Source organism: Reyranella soli, assembly GCF_007992495.1.
GTDB classification, from domain to species: Bacteria; Pseudomonadota; Alphaproteobacteria; order Reyranellales; family Reyranellaceae; genus Reyranella; species Reyranella soli.
In genome coordinates, this window is sequence record NZ_BKAJ01000003.1 from 65,042 (window position 1) to 80,461 (window position 15,420).

Annotated in this window: 13 protein-coding genes; 12 read left to right on the plus strand and 1 reads right to left on the minus strand. The window is 66.5% G+C overall.

Annotation, left to right across the window (positions count from 1 at the left end):
* The first annotated feature begins 270 nt into the window (after window positions 1-270).
* The 7 genes from RSO01_RS00450 (at window position 271) to RSO01_RS00480 (ending at window position 8,149) form a co-directional block, all read left to right on the plus strand.
* Window positions 271-1,347: an HlyD family secretion protein gene (locus RSO01_RS00450; protein ID WP_147145050.1), complete on the plus strand. Its 1,077-nt coding sequence runs from the start codon at window positions 271-273 to the stop codon at window positions 1,345-1,347.
* Window positions 1,344-2,843 (plus strand): DHA2 family efflux MFS transporter permease subunit, encoded by a 1,500-nt coding sequence (locus RSO01_RS00455; RefSeq protein WP_147145052.1) that lies wholly within the window; start codon window positions 1,344-1,346, stop codon window positions 2,841-2,843. The genes RSO01_RS00450 and RSO01_RS00455 overlap by 4 nt, the downstream gene beginning before the upstream one ends.
* A gap of 109 nt (window positions 2,844-2,952) precedes the next feature.
* Window positions 2,953-3,996: a D-xylose ABC transporter substrate-binding protein gene (xylF, locus tag RSO01_RS00460; RefSeq protein WP_147145054.1), complete on the plus strand. Its 1,044-nt coding sequence runs from the start codon at window positions 2,953-2,955 to the stop codon at window positions 3,994-3,996.
* A 216-nt stretch (window positions 3,997-4,212) separates the two neighbouring features.
* Window positions 4,213-5,505 carry a sugar ABC transporter permease gene (locus tag RSO01_RS00465; protein ID WP_246157900.1) on the plus strand — a complete coding sequence of 431 codons (1,293 nt, stop codon included), beginning with the start codon at window positions 4,213-4,215 and terminating at the stop codon, window positions 5,503-5,505.
* On the plus strand, window positions 5,502-6,293 hold the full coding sequence (locus RSO01_RS00470) for an ATP-binding cassette domain-containing protein (protein ID WP_147145057.1): 792 nt from the start codon (window positions 5,502-5,504) through the stop codon (window positions 6,291-6,293). The genes RSO01_RS00465 and RSO01_RS00470 overlap by 4 nt, the downstream gene beginning before the upstream one ends.
* 6 nt (window positions 6,294-6,299) lie before the next feature.
* Window positions 6,300-7,325 carry a LacI family DNA-binding transcriptional regulator gene (locus RSO01_RS00475; RefSeq protein ID WP_147145059.1) on the plus strand — a complete coding sequence of 342 codons (1,026 nt, stop codon included), beginning with the start codon at window positions 6,300-6,302 and terminating at the stop codon, window positions 7,323-7,325.
* 56 nt (window positions 7,326-7,381) lie between these two features.
* Entirely contained in the window at window positions 7,382-8,149 is a 768-nt protein-coding gene (locus tag RSO01_RS00480; RefSeq protein ID WP_147145061.1) for an RNA methyltransferase, read from the plus strand.
* Between the two features lie 4 nt (window positions 8,150-8,153).
* On the opposite strand, the gene RSO01_RS00485 is transcribed toward RSO01_RS00480, so the two are convergent.
* Window positions 8,154-8,483: a helix-turn-helix domain-containing protein gene (locus RSO01_RS00485; RefSeq protein ID WP_170302766.1), complete on the minus strand. Its 330-nt coding sequence runs from the start codon at window positions 8,481-8,483 to the stop codon at window positions 8,154-8,156.
* 174 nt (window positions 8,484-8,657) lie between these two features.
* Between RSO01_RS00485 and RSO01_RS00490 the strand changes: the two genes are divergently transcribed.
* The 5 genes from RSO01_RS00490 (at window position 8,658) to RSO01_RS00510 (ending at window position 15,409) form a co-directional block, all read left to right on the plus strand.
* Window positions 8,658-9,569: a hypothetical protein gene (locus RSO01_RS00490; protein WP_218037199.1), complete on the plus strand. Its 912-nt coding sequence runs from the start codon at window positions 8,658-8,660 to the stop codon at window positions 9,567-9,569.
* A gap of 68 nt (window positions 9,570-9,637) precedes the next feature.
* Complete coding sequence (locus tag RSO01_RS00495) at window positions 9,638-10,060, plus strand: OsmC family protein (RefSeq protein WP_147145067.1); 423 nt, start codon at window positions 9,638-9,640, stop codon at window positions 10,058-10,060.
* Window positions 10,061-10,259: 199 nt separating this feature from the next.
* Window positions 10,260-10,874: a 30S ribosomal protein S4 gene (rpsD, locus tag RSO01_RS00500; protein WP_147145069.1), complete on the plus strand. Its 615-nt coding sequence runs from the start codon at window positions 10,260-10,262 to the stop codon at window positions 10,872-10,874.
* A gap of 177 nt (window positions 10,875-11,051) precedes the next feature.
* Window positions 11,052-12,278, plus strand: a complete 1,227-nt coding sequence (locus RSO01_RS00505) for an efflux RND transporter periplasmic adaptor subunit (RefSeq protein WP_170302767.1) — start codon at window positions 11,052-11,054, stop codon at window positions 12,276-12,278.
* Between the two features lie 23 nt (window positions 12,279-12,301).
* On the plus strand, window positions 12,302-15,409 hold the full coding sequence (locus RSO01_RS00510; protein ID WP_147145073.1) for an efflux RND transporter permease subunit: 3,108 nt from the start codon (window positions 12,302-12,304) through the stop codon (window positions 15,407-15,409).
* Window positions 15,410-15,420: the final 11 nt, after the last annotated feature.

Sequence of the window (15,420 nt, forward strand, 5' to 3'; positions counted from 1 at the left end):
TCCCCCGCTAGGGGGAGAGGTTGGGTGAGCGGGCCGCGCACGTCGTAACCCCCTCACCTAGCCTCTCCCCCTAGCGGGGGAGAGGAAGCTGAAAGCGCCTGAAGGAACGTCGCCAGCGCAACCGACCTACCTGCCATGCCGCCGCTGCCAGTTGACCGGACTGGGGCCGCGGCAGACCATATATAGGTGCGAGACGGAGAGCATTTGGACGGCCGTTCCCCGGTGGGGACGGTAACGCCCCCGGTTGCGGCCATTCAGAAGCGGCCGCGCATGGAACGGCGTATCGTCGCTCGAGCCGTCATGTGGTCGCTGCCCGCGATCGTGCTGGCTGTCAGCGTTTTCGTCTGGCTGTCGTCCGGCCGCTACGTCAGCACCGACAACGCCTATGTGAAAGGCGACCGTGCGCAGATCGCGCCCGAGCTCAGCGGTATCATCGTCGAGGTGCCCGTGCAGGAGAACCAGCACGTGTCGCGCGGCCAGCTCCTGTTCAAGCTCGACGATCAGTCCTACCGGCTGTCGCTTGCCAAGATCGACGCCGAGATCGAGACGACACGCGCGGACATTCGCGGGCTGCGTGCGCAATGGCGCACCAAGCGCGAGGAGATCAAGGCGGCGCAGAGCCAGCTTACCTTTGCCCAGCAGGAATTCGACCGGCAGTCCGATCTCGCGGACAAGAAGATCGCCTCGGCGCAGAAGCTGCAGGAGACGCGGATGGGGCTCGATATCGCCCGCCAGCGCATTTCGGCGGCGCAGGAGGACCTGCAGCGCATCGAGGCACAGCTCGCCGGTGATCCCAAGATCCGCACCGACGACCATCCGCGCGTGAAGCAGATGGTGGCGGCGCGCGACGAGGCCTTGCTGCAGCTTCGCCGCACCACCATCGAATCGCCACTCGACGGCATCGTCTCCAAGCGGCCGGTGCCCGGCAGCTACGCCACCGCCGGCGTGCCGGTGATGGTGGTGGTGGCCGACAGCGATCTCTGGATCGAGGCCAACTTCAAGGAGACCGAGCTCACCCTGGTGCGGCCGGGCCAGACGGCGATCGTCAAGGTCGACACCTATCCCGACGCCGAATGCACCGGCAAGGTCGCGAGCATCGCGCAGGCGACGGGCGCGGAGTTCGCTGTGCTGCCGCCGCAGAACGCCACGGGCAACTGGGTGAAGGTGGTGCAGCGCATTCCCGTGCGAATCGCCGTCACCTGCCGAGAGGGCGATCCGCCCTTGCGCGTCGGCATGAGCACGACGATCGAGATCGATACCGGCCACAGCCGCTCGATCGGCAGCCTGTTGAGCGGGCTGGCCAAGGCGGTCGGTCTCACGAGCGCGTCGGCCACGGCCAAGCCATGACGCCGGTCGATCCGGCGGTGAGGCGCCGGCGCGGCCTGATCACCATCACGGTGATGATGGCCACCATCATGCATGCGCTCGACGGCACCATCGCCAACGTGGCGCTGCCCTCGATCCAGGGCTCGCTGTCGGCGACCCAGGAGCAGGTCTCCTGGGTGGTGACCTCCTACATCGTGGCATCGGCCATCATGACGCCCTTCGCCGGCTTCTGCGCAACGCGGTTCGGCCTGCGGCGCACGCTGTCGACCTGCGTCATCGGCTTCACCATTGTCTCCATGCTGTGCGGTGCGGCCCAGACGCTCGACCAGCTCGTGCTGTTCCGCGCCTTGCAGGGCGGGTTCGGCGCGGCGCTGGTCCCGGTCTCTCAAGCCATCATGATGGACACTTATCCGCGCGAGGAGCAGGGCAAGGCGATGGCGCTATGGGGCGTCGGCACCATGATCGGCCCCATCGTCGGCCCGTCGCTGGGCGGCTGGCTGACCGACGAGTTCACCTGGCGCTGGGTGTTCTACGTCAATCTGCCGGTCGGCCTCCTGTGCACCTTCGGCATCCTCGTGCTGGTGCGTGATACCCTCCCGGACCGCAAGCGGCCCTTCGACATGCTGGGCTTCCTGTTCCTGGCCATCGCCATCGGCAGCTTCCAGCTCATGCTCGATCGCGGCCAGCAGCTCGACTGGTTCGATTCGATCGAGATCATCGTCGAGACCCTGGTGGCGGGCGTCGCGTTTGCGATGTTCCTGATCCACATGATGACCGATCATCATCCGTTCCTGTCGCGTGACCTGTTCCGCGACCGCAACCTCACGGTCGGTCTGTTCCTGACCGCCATCACCGGCCTGGTGCTGATCGTGACGGCGACGCTGATGCCGCCCTTCCTGCAGCAGCTCAAGGGCTACCCGGTGTTCACCACCGGCATCGTGCTGGCGCCGCGCGGTGCCGGCATGATGATCTCGATGATGCTGGTGTCGCGCCTGATCGGCCGCTTCGACGCCCGCGTCATGATCGCCCTGGGCTTCGGCCTGTGCGCGCTCTCGCTGTGGGAGATGACGACCTTCACGCTCGATGTCAGCGAGAGCCGGATCATCTGGAACGGCGTGCTGCTGGGCTTTGCGCTCGGCCTCGTCTTCCCGCCGCTCACCACGCTCACCTTCGCCACCCTGCCGCCCCGGCTGCGCACCGAGGGGGCGGCGATCAACGCGCTGATGCGCAATCTCGGCGCCTCGGTCGGCATCGCCCTGCTGGTGTCGCTGCTGGCGCGCAACACCCAGGAGAACCGCTCCGAACTGGTCGGCCAGCTCACGCCCTACAGCGCCGGCTGGCCGTTCGGCCGCGTCATGCCCGGCCCCGATTCGCAGATGCTCGCAGTGTGGGATGCCGAGATCAACCGCCAGGCCGCGATGATCGGCTACCTCAACGACTTCCGCGCCATGACGATCTGCAGCCTGGTGGTGATTCCGCTGCTGCTGCTCATGCGCAAGCAGATGTTGGCGCGTTAGACTTTCCGCTAACTTGACCTCGAGATGTTGACGGTGCTGAGGTGCGTACATCATAATTTGATGTAGCCGCATCATCCAATCGCGCGGCCAAGTACCAACAGGAGGAAACATGGCACGCATGTCCTTTGCGGCGCTGATTGGCGCTGCTGTCCTGGCCGGCATTGCGGTGAGCAGTTCGGCTGGCGCGCAGGTGATCGGCGTGAGCTGGTCGAACTTCCAGGAAGAGCGGTGGAAGACCGACGAGGCGGCGATCAAGGCGGCGGTCGCGGCGGGTGGCGGCACCTACGTGTCGGCTGACGCGCAGAGCAATGCCGCCAAGCAGATCACCGACATCGAGGCGTTGATCGCGCGCGGCGCCAAGGCGCTGATCGTGCTGGCGCAGGATGCCAACGCGATCCGGCCGGCGATCGAGAAGGCGCTGAACGAGGGCATCCCGGTGATCGGCTACGACCGCCTGATCGAGATGAAGGACGTGCTCTACATCACCTTCGACAACAAGGAGGTCGGGCGCATCCAGGCGCGCGAGGTGTTCAAGGTTAAGCCCGATGGCAACTACGTCTTCATCAAGGGCTCGTCGGCCGATCCCAACGCCGATTTCCTGTTCTCCGGCCAGATGGAAGTGCTGGGCGACGCGCTCAAGGGCGGCAAGATCAAGAATGTCGGCGAGGCCTACACAGACGGCTGGCTGCCGGCCAACGCGCAGCGCAACATGGAGCAGTTCCTGACGGCCAACCGCAACAAGGTCGACGCGGTCGTGGCGTCGAACGACGGCACGGCGGGCGGCGCCGTCGCCGCACTGGCGGCGCAGGGCATGGCCGGGTCGGTGCCGGTCTCCGGCCAGGACGGCGACCACGCGGCGCTGAACCGCGTGGCGCTGGGCACGCAGACCGTGAGCGTATGGAAGGACTCGCGGCTGCTCGGCCGCACTGCGGGCGAGCAGGCGATCACCCTCGCCAAGGGCACCAAGCTCGGCGCGCTGAAGGACACGAAGACCTGGGCCGACGGCCCGCGCAAGGTCGCGATGACCTCGATCCTGCTGACGCCGGTGCCGATCACCAAGGACAACCTCGATGTCATCATCCAGGCCGGCTGGGTGCCGAAGGATGTGGTCTGCCGCGGCGTGAAGGCGGGGACGACCAAGGTCTGTAACTGAGCGTTATTGAGGCTTCTCCCCTCATGTTCCTCTCCCCGCTAGGGGGAGAGGTTAGGTGAGGGGGCAACGACGGGTGTAACCCCCTCACCCGACCTCTCCCCCTAGCGGGGGAGAGGAGCACGAGTGTGGTGAGTCATGAGTGGTGGCGGGTGAGGGGGCAGAAATTCGGGTGTGGGGACTGAAGTGGACTCATCGCTCTCCGGAGCATCGCAACGCGTGAGCGCGCCCCGACGTCGCGCCTTCGCCGACCTGTTCCGCGCGACCGAGATCGACGCGCGGCTGGTCGGCATGCTGGGTGCGCTGGTGCTGATCTGGATCGGCGTCGACCTCCTGTCGGGCGGCGCCTTCCTGACGCCGCGCAACCTGTGGAACCTCTCCGTGCAGACCGCGTCGGTCGCCGTCATGGCGGCCGGCATGGTGCTGGTGATCGTGGCGCGCCACATCGACCTTTCGGTCGGCTCCGTCCTGGGGTTCGTCGGCATGATCATGGGGGTGACGCAGGCCGAGTTCCTGCCGAAGTATCTCGGCTTCGAACATCCGCTCATCTGGGTCATCGCGCTCGCCGTCGGCATCGCCGTCGGCGCCGCGATCGGGTTGCTGCATGGCGCCATCGTCGCCTATCTCGGCGTGCCGGCCTTCATCGTCACCCTGGGCGGCCTGCTGGTGTGGCGCGGCTGCGCCTGGTGGGTCACGTCGGGCCGCACCGTGGCGCCGATGGACGATGCTTTCCGGCGCATGGGCGGCGGCATCGAGGGCGCGATCGGCGCCGGCTGGACCTGGGTCGTGGCGCTGCTCGCGCTGGCAGCCATCGCCTTCAGCACGCTGCACGCGCGCCGGCGGCGCCGGCAGGTCGGCTTCGCCCTTCGGCCGGTCTGGGCGGAGGTGGCGGTTGCCGGCCTGGCCGGCCTCGCGGTGCTGGCCATCGTCCTGGTCGCCAACAGCTATGACCTGCCGCCGCGAGTCGCCGAACGCATCGCCGCCGAGCGCGGCCTCGTCGTGCCGCCGCAGGGCCTGTCGATCGCGCATGGTCTTGCCCTGCCGGTGCTGATCGCCGTCGGTGTCGGCATCGTCGTCACCTTCCTGGCCCGGCGCACACGCTTTGGCCGTTATGTGTTCGCGCTCGGCGGCAATCCAGAGGCGACCGAGCTGTCGGGCGTCGACACCAAGCGCGTCACTGTGCTGGTCTTCGTGCTGATGGGCGTGCTGTGCGCCATCGCGGCCGCCATCTCGACCGCCCGCCTCAATGCCGCGACCAACGCGCAGGGCATGCTCGACGAGCTCTACGTCATCGCCGCGGCCGTGATCGGCGGCACCTCGTTGGGCGGCGGGCTCGGCACTGTCGCCGGCGCCATGCTGGGCGCGCTGGTCATGCAGAGCCTGCAGTCGGGCATGGTGCTGATGGGCCTCGACACGCCGTTGCAGAACATCGTCGTCGGGCTGGTGCTGGTCGTGGCCGTGTGGCTCGACCGGCTCTATCGCTCGCGCACCCTGAAGGGGAGTGCGGGATGAGCGATTCCCGGCCCCCACTGGTCGAGATGCGCGGCATGAGGATCAGCTTCGGCGGCGTGCGCGCCGTCGACGACGTGTCGCTCGACCTTTTAGGCGGCGAGGTCGTGGGCCTGCTGGGCCACAACGGCGCCGGCAAGTCGACGCTGATCAAGATGCTGTCGGGTGCCTACCGGCCCGATGCCGGCGAGATCCGCATCGACGGCCGGCCGGCCGCCATCAACAGCCCGCGCGATGCCAGGCGCTACGGTATCGAGACGATCTACCAGACCCTGGCGCTGGCCGAGAATCTCGACGCAGCGGCCAACCTGTTCCTGGGGCGCGAGCTCAGGAGCGGCTGGGGCACGCTCGACGACGTCGCCATGGAGGCTGAGACGCGCAAGGTGATGGCGCGCCTCAATCCGCACTTCGCCAAGTTCAAGGAGCCGGTGCGCGCGCTGTCGGGCGGCCAGCGCCAAGCCGTCGCCATCGCCCGGGCGATCCACTTCAACGCCCGGGTGCTGATCATGGACGAGCCGACGGCGGCGCTCGGTCCGCAGGAGACCCAGCAGGTCGCCGATCTCATCGTCCAGCTCAAGAAGGAGGGGATCGGCATCTTCCTGATCAGCCACGACATCCACGACGTGTTCGACCTCTCCGATCGCGTCGCGGTGATGAAGAACGGCAGGCTCGTCGGCACGGCGCGCACGCGCGCCGTGACCAAGGACGAGGTGCTGGGCATGATCATCGTCGGCACCTGTCCGGCCGCGGCCATTCCCGGGCCGGACGCTCTCGCCGTCGGCAGCGCCTGAGCGGCCATGACGCGCCGAACCCTCGAAGATGTCGCCCGCGCCGCCGGCGTTAGCCTCGCCACCGCCGACCGCGCCCTCAATGGTCGGGCGGGTGTGCGCGAGCAGACGCGGCGCAAGATCGAGAACGCCGCGCAGCGCCTCTGCTACCGGCCGGACCGCGCCGCCGCGGCGCTGGCGCGCGGCCAGCGCTGGCGCTTCTGCTTCGTGCTGCCGGCTGGCGACAACGTGTTCATGAACCAGCTCGCCGAGGCGGTGCGCGAGACGGCGGCGTGGATGGCCGAGGAGCGCGCCGACATCGAGCTCGTGCATGTCGACGTGTTCGACGGCCCGGTGCTGGCGCGCGAGCTGGCGCGGCTCGGGCCGCGCTACGACGGCTTCGCCATCGTGGCGCTCGATCATCCCGCGGTGCGCGAGGCCATCGATGCGCTGGTGGCGGACGGGCGCTATGTCGTCACCCTGGTGTCCGACGTGCCGACCTCGCGGCGGCACCACTATGTCGGCCTCGCCAATTTCGCCGCCGGGCGCACGGCCGGCACGCTGCTCGGCCGCTTCGTCGGCGCGCGCCTCGGCACGGTCGGCGTGATCGCGGGCTCGCTCGCCTTGCGCGACCACGCCGAGCGCCTCGCCGGCTTCGTCCAGGCGCTGAGCGAGGTGGCGCCCCATCTCGACGTCGCCGCGACGCGCGAGGGCCGCGACGACCGCGAGCGCACGCAGGAGGCGACCGAGGATCTCTTAGGCGCGCATCCCGGGCTGGTCGGGCTCTATGTGATCGGGGCTGGCAAGCGTGGTGCGGTGGCGGCGCTGGAGATCGCCAGGCGTGCCGGCGACATCATCTTCGTCGCCCACGAGCTCACGCCCGACACGCGCCGCTTCCTGCTGTCGGGGACGATGGCCGCCGTCGTGAACCAGGACGCCGGCCACGAAGCGCGCTCGGCGGCGCGGGTGCTGCTCGCCTACTGCGAGGACCGGGCGATCAACGCCGCCCAGGAACGCATCCGCATCGATGTCTTCGTGAAGGACAACTTGCCTTAGCTCTTGAGCCTTTCAAATCCTCCCCCGTCATACGGGGGAGGAATATGAGAGAGTTCATGGGACGTCCCGCCAAAGGTCGCGCTACCACCAACGCCGCGCCGACGATCATCCTGGTGCGACCGCAGCTTGGCGAGAATATCGGCATGGCGGCGCGCGCCATGCTGAATTGCGGCCTGTCGAGCCTGCGCCTGGTGGCGCCGCGCGACGGCTGGCCGAACCCGAAGGCTGAGCGCGCGGCGTCCGGCGCCGACGTGGTGCTCGACAAGGCCAAGGTGTTCGATACGGTCGAGGCGGCGGTCGCCGACATGGGCCGCGTGGTCGCGACCACGGCGCGCAACCGCGAGCTCAGCCAGCGCATCGTGACGCCGCGCCGCGCCGCCGCCGAGATCCGCTCCTGGACGGCCGAGGGCGACAAGGTCGGCGTCCTGTTCGGGCCGGAGCGCACCGGCCTCACCAACGACGACATGGTCCAGGCCGACACGGCGCTCTCGATCCCGCTCAATCCGCAATTCTCGTCCCTCAACATCGCCCAGGCGGTCCTGCTGGTGGCCTATGAATGGGCGATGGCGGGGGAGGAGGCGCCGGCCGAGCGCATGTCCGACCATTCGACGCGGCCCGCCACCAAGGACGAATTACAGAATCTGTTTGACCATCTCGAGCGCGCGCTCGACCAGTCGGGCTTCCTGCGCCACAAGGCGATGCGGCCGGCGATGGTGAACAACCTGCGCGCACTGCTGCAGCGCACGGCGATGACCGAGCAGGAGGTCCGCTCCTTCCACGGCGTCATCAAGTTCCTCAGCAAGCGCAAGCACGACGAGGAGTAGGGCCTCAGGCAGGGCATCCGCGGCGCAGCGTCTCTGACGGCCTTTCGCCGTAGCGCCTGCGGTACTCGACCGAGAAGCGGCCGAGGTGGCAGAAGCCCCACTGGACGGCGATGGTCGTCACGGTGTCCTGCGGGCAGGCCTGCAGCAACGCCTCGCGCACCTCGGCAAAGCGGCAGTCGCGTGCGTAACGCATCGGCGAGGTGCCGCGTGTGTCGTGGAAGTGCTTGTAGAGCGTGCGATGGGCGACGCCCGCGGCGGCGGCCACGTCGCCGACGGTCATCGCATCGTCGAGATGCGCGCCGATATATTGCTGGGCGCGCTCCACGTCAGGCATCAGATCTTCGATGTCGGGAAGCAGTGAGGTCGGGCTGTTCATCCGTGTCGTCTCAGCAACAGTTTTCTGCGATTTGCGGGAACTGGGGACTTTGGGCGGTTTCCGGATAGTGGCTGGCCCGGTTGCATTTCATTTTCCCTTATCGCGATCCCATCGCGACGGATGGAGGCTTCAATGCAAACCAATTATTCCTATGCATCGGCCCTTGCTGCCTCGCAGCGCCTCAACTGGCGAGTCGAGGACATTATCGGCGGTGAAAAGCGGCTAGATTTTGACAAGCCGTTCATGCCCGAGGCGCTTGCCCGCATCGCCCCGCTCGACAGCCTGTCGGCGCGCGAGAAGCTGCTGCTGAACCAGATCCGCGGCCACGGCTATCTCTACCAGTTCGGTCTGGTCGAGGAGTTCATCCTGCCCTTCCTGCTCGACCACACGCGCCCGCGGCTCGCCGGCGACGATGCGCGCTGCCGCGCCTTCCTGCAATTCGCCGGCGAGGAGGCCAAGCACATCGATCTCTTCAAGCGCTTCCGTGCCGAGTTCCAGAAGGGCTTCAGCACGGAATGCGAGGTGATCGGCCCGCCCGAGGCGATCGCCGAGGCCGTGCTGAAGCACAAGCCGTTGTCGGTGGCGCTCTTGATCCTGCATCTCGAATGGATGACGCAGCGCCACTTCATCGAATGCATCCGCGACGACGGCGGCCTCGACAAGCAGTTCGCCAGCATGCTCCGGCATCACTGGATGGAGGAGGCCCAGCACGCCATGCTCGACACGCTGATGGTCGCCGATCTCGCCAAGGGCATGCCGGAAGGCGAGATCGTGAGCTGCGTCGACGGCTATCTCGAGATCGGCGGGATGATCGATGACGGGCTGAAGCAGCAGGCGCTGTTCGACCTCGCCGCCATGATGAAGGCAAGCGGCCGCAAGCTCGGCGAAGCCGAGCATGCGAGGCTCGCCGAGCAGCAGCACCAGGCCCAGCGCTGGACCTTCATCGGCTCGGGCATGAGCCATCCCAACTTCCTCGGTACGGTGCAGCAGCTCTCGCCGGCGAGCGCCAAGCGGCTGACGGAAATCGCGCCGGTGTTCTGTTAGGCGCTTGATGCCTTGCGCTCGGTGAAGGATGTAGTGTCGAACCGACACGCATTCTTCACGGAGCCGAGATGTCCACGACTGCCAAGATCTCCTGGGTCGACGGCGCCCTGTTCGTCGCCGAGGCCGGCAGCGGCCACACCATCACCATGGACGGCGCGCCCGACGTCGGCGGCCGCAATCTCGCGTCGCGGCCGATGGAAGTGCTGCTGATGGGCATGGGCGGCTGCACGGCGATCGACGTCGTCTCGATGCTGAAGAAGCAGCGCCAGGACATCGAGGGAATCGAGGTGTCGATGGTCGCCGAACGGGCCGACGATTTCCCCAAGGTCTATACCTCGGTGAAGCTGGTCTACACGGTGCGTGGCCGCAAATTGAACAAGGCGCTGGTTGAGCGGGCGGTCAGCCTGTCGGACGAGAAGTACTGCTCAGCGACGGCAATGTTCAAGAAAACCGCCCAAGTGACCCATGAAATCGTGCTGGTCGAGATCTAAGCCATTGATCTTTAAGGGCGAACAGGCGCTTGACTGGCCGGCGTTCGCCAGTATGTTCCGCGCTTCTTCCGGAGAACGTGACTGAAGGCCTTTTCAGGCCCTCATTCCGCCCCAGCAAGCCTGCTGCAAATAGCGGGTAGCTGGATCCAGGCCTATCCGGACAACAGCGTCACATGACGCACAACGATGGAGCGATCGCGTGAGCAAGCGCGAGAATTCGAAGTACAAGATCGACCGCCGCCTCAGGGTCAACCTGTGGGGCCGTCCCAAGAGCCCGATCAACAAGCGCGAATACGGTCCCGGCCAGCACGGCCAGGGCCGCCAGAAGCCGACCGACTACCGCCTGCAGCTCATGGCCAAGCAGCGGCTCAAGGGCTACTACGGCTCGGTCTCGGAGCGTCAGCTGCGCCGCTATTATCTCGAGGCGGTGCGCCGCAAGGGCGATACCGGCGAGAACCTGGTCGAGATCCTGGAGCGCCGGCTGGACGCCGTCATCTACCGCATGAAGTTCGCCATCACCGTGTTCGCCAGCCGCCAGCTGGTCAGCCACGGTCACGTCAAAGTGAACGGCAAGCGGGTCAACATCGCGTCCTACCTGGTCAAGGACAACGACGTGATCGAACTCACGGCCAAGGCCAAGGACATGGCCCGGGTGCTGGAAGCCACCCAGACCGCCGAGCGCGACGTGCCGGAATACGTCTCGGTCGATCATAAGGACATGAAGGGCACCTACGTGCGCGGCCCCAAGCTCGCCGACGTGCCCTATCCGGTCCAGATGGAGCCTTCGCTCGTGGTCGAGTACTACAGCCGTTAAGCTTAAGTTAAAGGCTGTGATCTGCAAAAAGACGAAGAACCCGCCCAATGTGGCGGGTTTTTTGCTTTGAGAATTCGGGGGTAAAGGGCGGTTCTGGCTGTCCGGCAGGGCAGGCAACCCCTATAATCCCTCTTAAGGGGCTGGGGATCTGGAGAGTCTGGGATGCGGATGGTCCGGGTGGCGGTTTTCGCTGTGATCGCGGTCGCGGTCGGCGGGGCCGGGTATTTCTATCGTGATGAGGTCGCCCAAAGGCTGGGTCTTGGGGCGTTTGCAAGTGCGGCCGAAAAAGGAAGCGCGGCCAGTCCTGCAGCCGCCGCGCAACCGCAGGGCCGGCGTGGCCGATTGAACCCGGGCGGGCCTGTTCCCGTGGTCGTCACCAAGGTCGCCAAGAAGCCGCTGCCGATCGTGATCGAAGCGGTCGGCACCGTGCAGGCCATTGCCTCGATCCAGATCAAGCCGCGCCTCGACAGCCAGATCATGAAGGTGAATGTCGAGGAAGGTGCGCTGGTGAAAGAGGGCGACGTCCTCTTCGAGCTCGATGCGCGCACGCTTAAAGCGCAGCTCGGCCAGATCGAGGCGCAGATCCGCAAGGACCAGGCCCAGGTCGCCCAGGCCAAGCGCGACGTGAGCCGTTACGAAGAGCTGCTGTCGAAGAACGCCGGCACAGTGGTCAATCGCGACACTGCCCAAACCACGCTCAAGGCGGCCGAAGCCCAGCTCGAAGCCGACGAGGCAGCCAAGGCGAGCGTGATGACCTCGCTCACCTACACCGAGATTCGCGCACCGGTGTCGGGCCGCATCGGCTCGATCTCGAGCAAGGCCGGTACCGTGGTTCGCGTCGGCGACAACACCGCGGCGAGCTCGCTCGCCACGATCAACCAGGTCGACCCGATCTACGTCGCTTTCGCGATCCCCCAGGTCTTCCTGCCGGACATCCGCGCGGCGATGGCCAAAGGCGATGTCAAGGTCAACGCCCTCATCGACGACAATCGCAAACAGTCGGGCGTCATCGCCTTTCTCGAGAATACCGTCGATCCGCTGACTGGCACGGTGACGGCCAAGGCGCGCATCAATAATGCTACCGAAGGCCTGTGGCCCGGTCAGTTCGTCAAGGTCGAGGTCATTCTCGGCATCGAGCCCGAGGCGATCGCCGTGCCGGCACCCGCCATCCAGCTCGGGCCGCAAGGTCCCTATCTGTTCGTCGTCAAGGACGGCGTCGCCGAACTGCGCAATGTCGTCATCAAGCGGACCCAGGGCGGAGAATCGGTGATCGGCAAAGGCCTGGAAGGGGGCGAGCAGGTCGTCACGGACGGCCAGCTCCGTCTGGTCAACGGCGCCAATGTCGGCATCAGGCCGGCGACGCCCGAGACGCCGTCGACTGCCGCCGCCCCGCCGCGCGGCTAGAGCCTCAGAACCAGAGACCGGACATGCTTTCAGCTCTTTGTATCCGCCGCCCGGTCATGACGATCCTGGTGATGGCGTCGTTCGTCCTCGCCGGCATTTTCGGCTACAAGCAACTGCCCGTCGCGGCCGTACCGCGTGTCGACTTCCCGACCATCCAGGTCCAGGCGCAGTTGCCCGGCGCCAGCCCGGAAACGATGGCCGCCTCGGTCGCCTCCATCCTCGAGCGCCAGTTCGCGACCATCGCTGGCGTGACCACGATGACCTCGACGTCGTCGCTCGGGAACACCTCGATCGTCCTGCAGTTCGATCTCAACCGCTCGATCGACGGTGCGGCGCTCGACGTCCAGTCGGCGATCTCCTCGGCGATGCGCCGCCTGCCGGCCGAGCTGCCGACGCCGCCCAGCTTCCGCAAGGTCAATCCAGCCGACTTCCCGGTCATGTTCCTGGCGCTGAAGTCGTCCCAGGTCCGGCTGTCGGACGTCGACGCCTTCTCAAACCGCGCGATCCTGCCGCGCATCTCGACCTTGCCGGGCGTCGCCCAGGTGCTGATCTTCGGCTCGCAGAAGTACGCAGTACGCGTGCGCGCCAATCTCGACCAGCTGGCGGTGCGCGGATTGACGCTGCAGGAACTGCAGAACGCCATCGTCAACGCCAACTCGAGCAAGCCGGTCGGCGCCATCGCCGACTCGCGGCAGAGCTCGATCCTCGACGCCACAGGGCCGATCAACAAGGCCGCCGACTACATGCCGGTGATCGTGACCTGGCAGAACGGCGCGCCCGTGCGCATCTCCGATGTCGCCACCTCGATCGACAGCGTGGAGAACGACAAGGTCGCGACCTGGCTCGACGGCACACGTGCCATCGTGCTCGCGGTCTATCGCCAGCCCGACGCCAACACCGTCGAGGTCGTCGACCGCGTCAAGGCGATGCTGCCCGCCATCCAGGCCGAGCTGCCGACCGGAGTCGAGATCAGCGTGCTGAACGACCGGTCGGTCTCGATCCGTCATGCCATTGAGGACGTCCAGTTCACCCTGTGCCTGGCCGGTCTGCTGGTTGTCATCGCCATTTACTTCTTCTTGCGCAGCTTCCGCGCCACCCTGATTCCGGCCATCGCGCTGCCGATCTCGGTCGTCGGCACATTCGCCGGCATGTATGTCTGCGGCCATTCGATCGACAACATCTCGCTGCTGGCGCTGACGCTCGCCGTGGGCTTCGTCGTCGACGACGCCATCGTGATGCTGGAGAACATCGTCCGCCACATCGAGGCGGGCGAGAAGCCGATGGAGGCCGCCTTCAAGGGCTCAAAGGAGGTGGGCTTCACCATCATCTCCATGACGCTGTCGCTGGTCGCGGTATTCATCCCGGTGTTGTTCATGGGCGGCGTGGTCGGCCGCATGTTCAACGAGTTCGGCCTGGTCATCAGCTTCGCCATCCTGATCTCCGGCGTGGTGTCGCTGACCCTGACGCCGATGCTGTGCTCGAGGCTGCTGAAGCCGATCGACCACCACGAGAAGCACAATTTCCTGCTGCGCTCCTTCGAATGGAGCTTCAACAAGGTGACCCAGGGCTACACCTGGGCGCTGAAGCGGACGGTGACCGTGCCGCGGCTGGTGCTCGCCATCACGCTCGGTACCTTCGTATTGACCGCCATCATGTTCCAGGCGATCCCCAAGGGCTTCTTCCCGACCGAGGACATCGGCCAGATCTCCGGCGCCACGGTCGGGCCGGACGACGCCTCGTTCGACGCCATGGTGGCGCGCCAGGCGGTGCTGGCGGAGATCATCAAGCGCGATCCGGATGTGGTCTCGGTGATCTCCACGGTCGGCGGCGGCAACGCGGCGAGCACCGTCAATTCGGGCCGCATCTTCGTCACTTTGCGCGACAAGCCGGAACGCACGGACAGCGTGACCCAGGTGATCGCCCGCCTGCGTCGGGCGACCTCGACGGTGCCCGGCATCAACGTCTTCTTCCAGCCGGTGCAGTCGATCAACATCGCCACCACGCAGACCCGCGCCCAGTACCAGTTCGGCATGCGCTCGAGCGATCTTGCGGTGCTGCGCGACTACGCGCCCCGCATGGAGGAGCGCATGCGGCGCATCCCGACAATCCAGGACGTCAACTCCGACCTGCAGGTCAAGGCAAGGGCGACGGTCATCGACGTCGACCGCGACGTCGCCTCGCGGCTCGGCCTGTCGGTCGACCAGATCCGTTTGCTGCTCTACTCGGCCTTCGGCACGCGCCAGGTATCGACGATCTATGCGCCGGACGACACCTACCAGGTGATCCTGGAGGCTGATCCGAGATATGCCGACATCAACGAGGTCTTGCGCCGCATCCAGGTCCGTACGCCGAGCGGCGCGCTCGTGCCACTCGACACCGTGGCCAAGCGCAACGACAAGCCGACGTCGCTCACCGTCAATCACATCGCCCAGCTGCCGTCGGTGATCATCTCCTTCAACCTGGCGCCGGGCGTGGCGCTGGGCGAAGCGGTACAGGACATCACGGCCGCCGCGACCGAAGTCGGCCTGCCGCAATCGGTCGCCATCAGCTTCGAGGGCAGCGCCCAGGTCTTCCAGCAGGCCGTGGCCAACCAGGGCATGCTGCTGTTTGCCGCCGTGCTGGTGATCTACATCATCCTCGGCATCCTCTACGAAAGCTTCATCCACCCGCTCACCATCCTGTCGGGCCTGCCATCGGCCGGCATCGGCGCACTGGCAATCCTGATGCTGTTCGGCATGGACCTGAGCGTCATCGCCCTGATCGGCGTCGTCATGCTGATCGGCATCGTCAAGAAGAACGCCATCATGATGGTCGACTTCGCGATCGAGCGCCGCGCGCAGGGCGCCACCGCCGAACAGGCGATCGTCGAAGCGGCGCAGCTTCGCTTCCGACCCATCATGATGACCACCACCTGCGCCCTGCTCGGTGCCTTGCCGATCGCCATAGGCGCCGGCGCCGGCGCCGAGCTGCGCCAGCCGCTCGGTATCACGGTGGTGGGCGGCCTGATGGTGTCGCAGCTGCTCACGCTGTTCATCACGCCGGTGGTCTACATGTGGTTCGACAGGCTGACCGGTGTGAAGCTCGGCTCGCGCTGGCGTTGGCGCCGGCGCGCCGCGACGCCGGCCGAATAAGCCTCTACGAT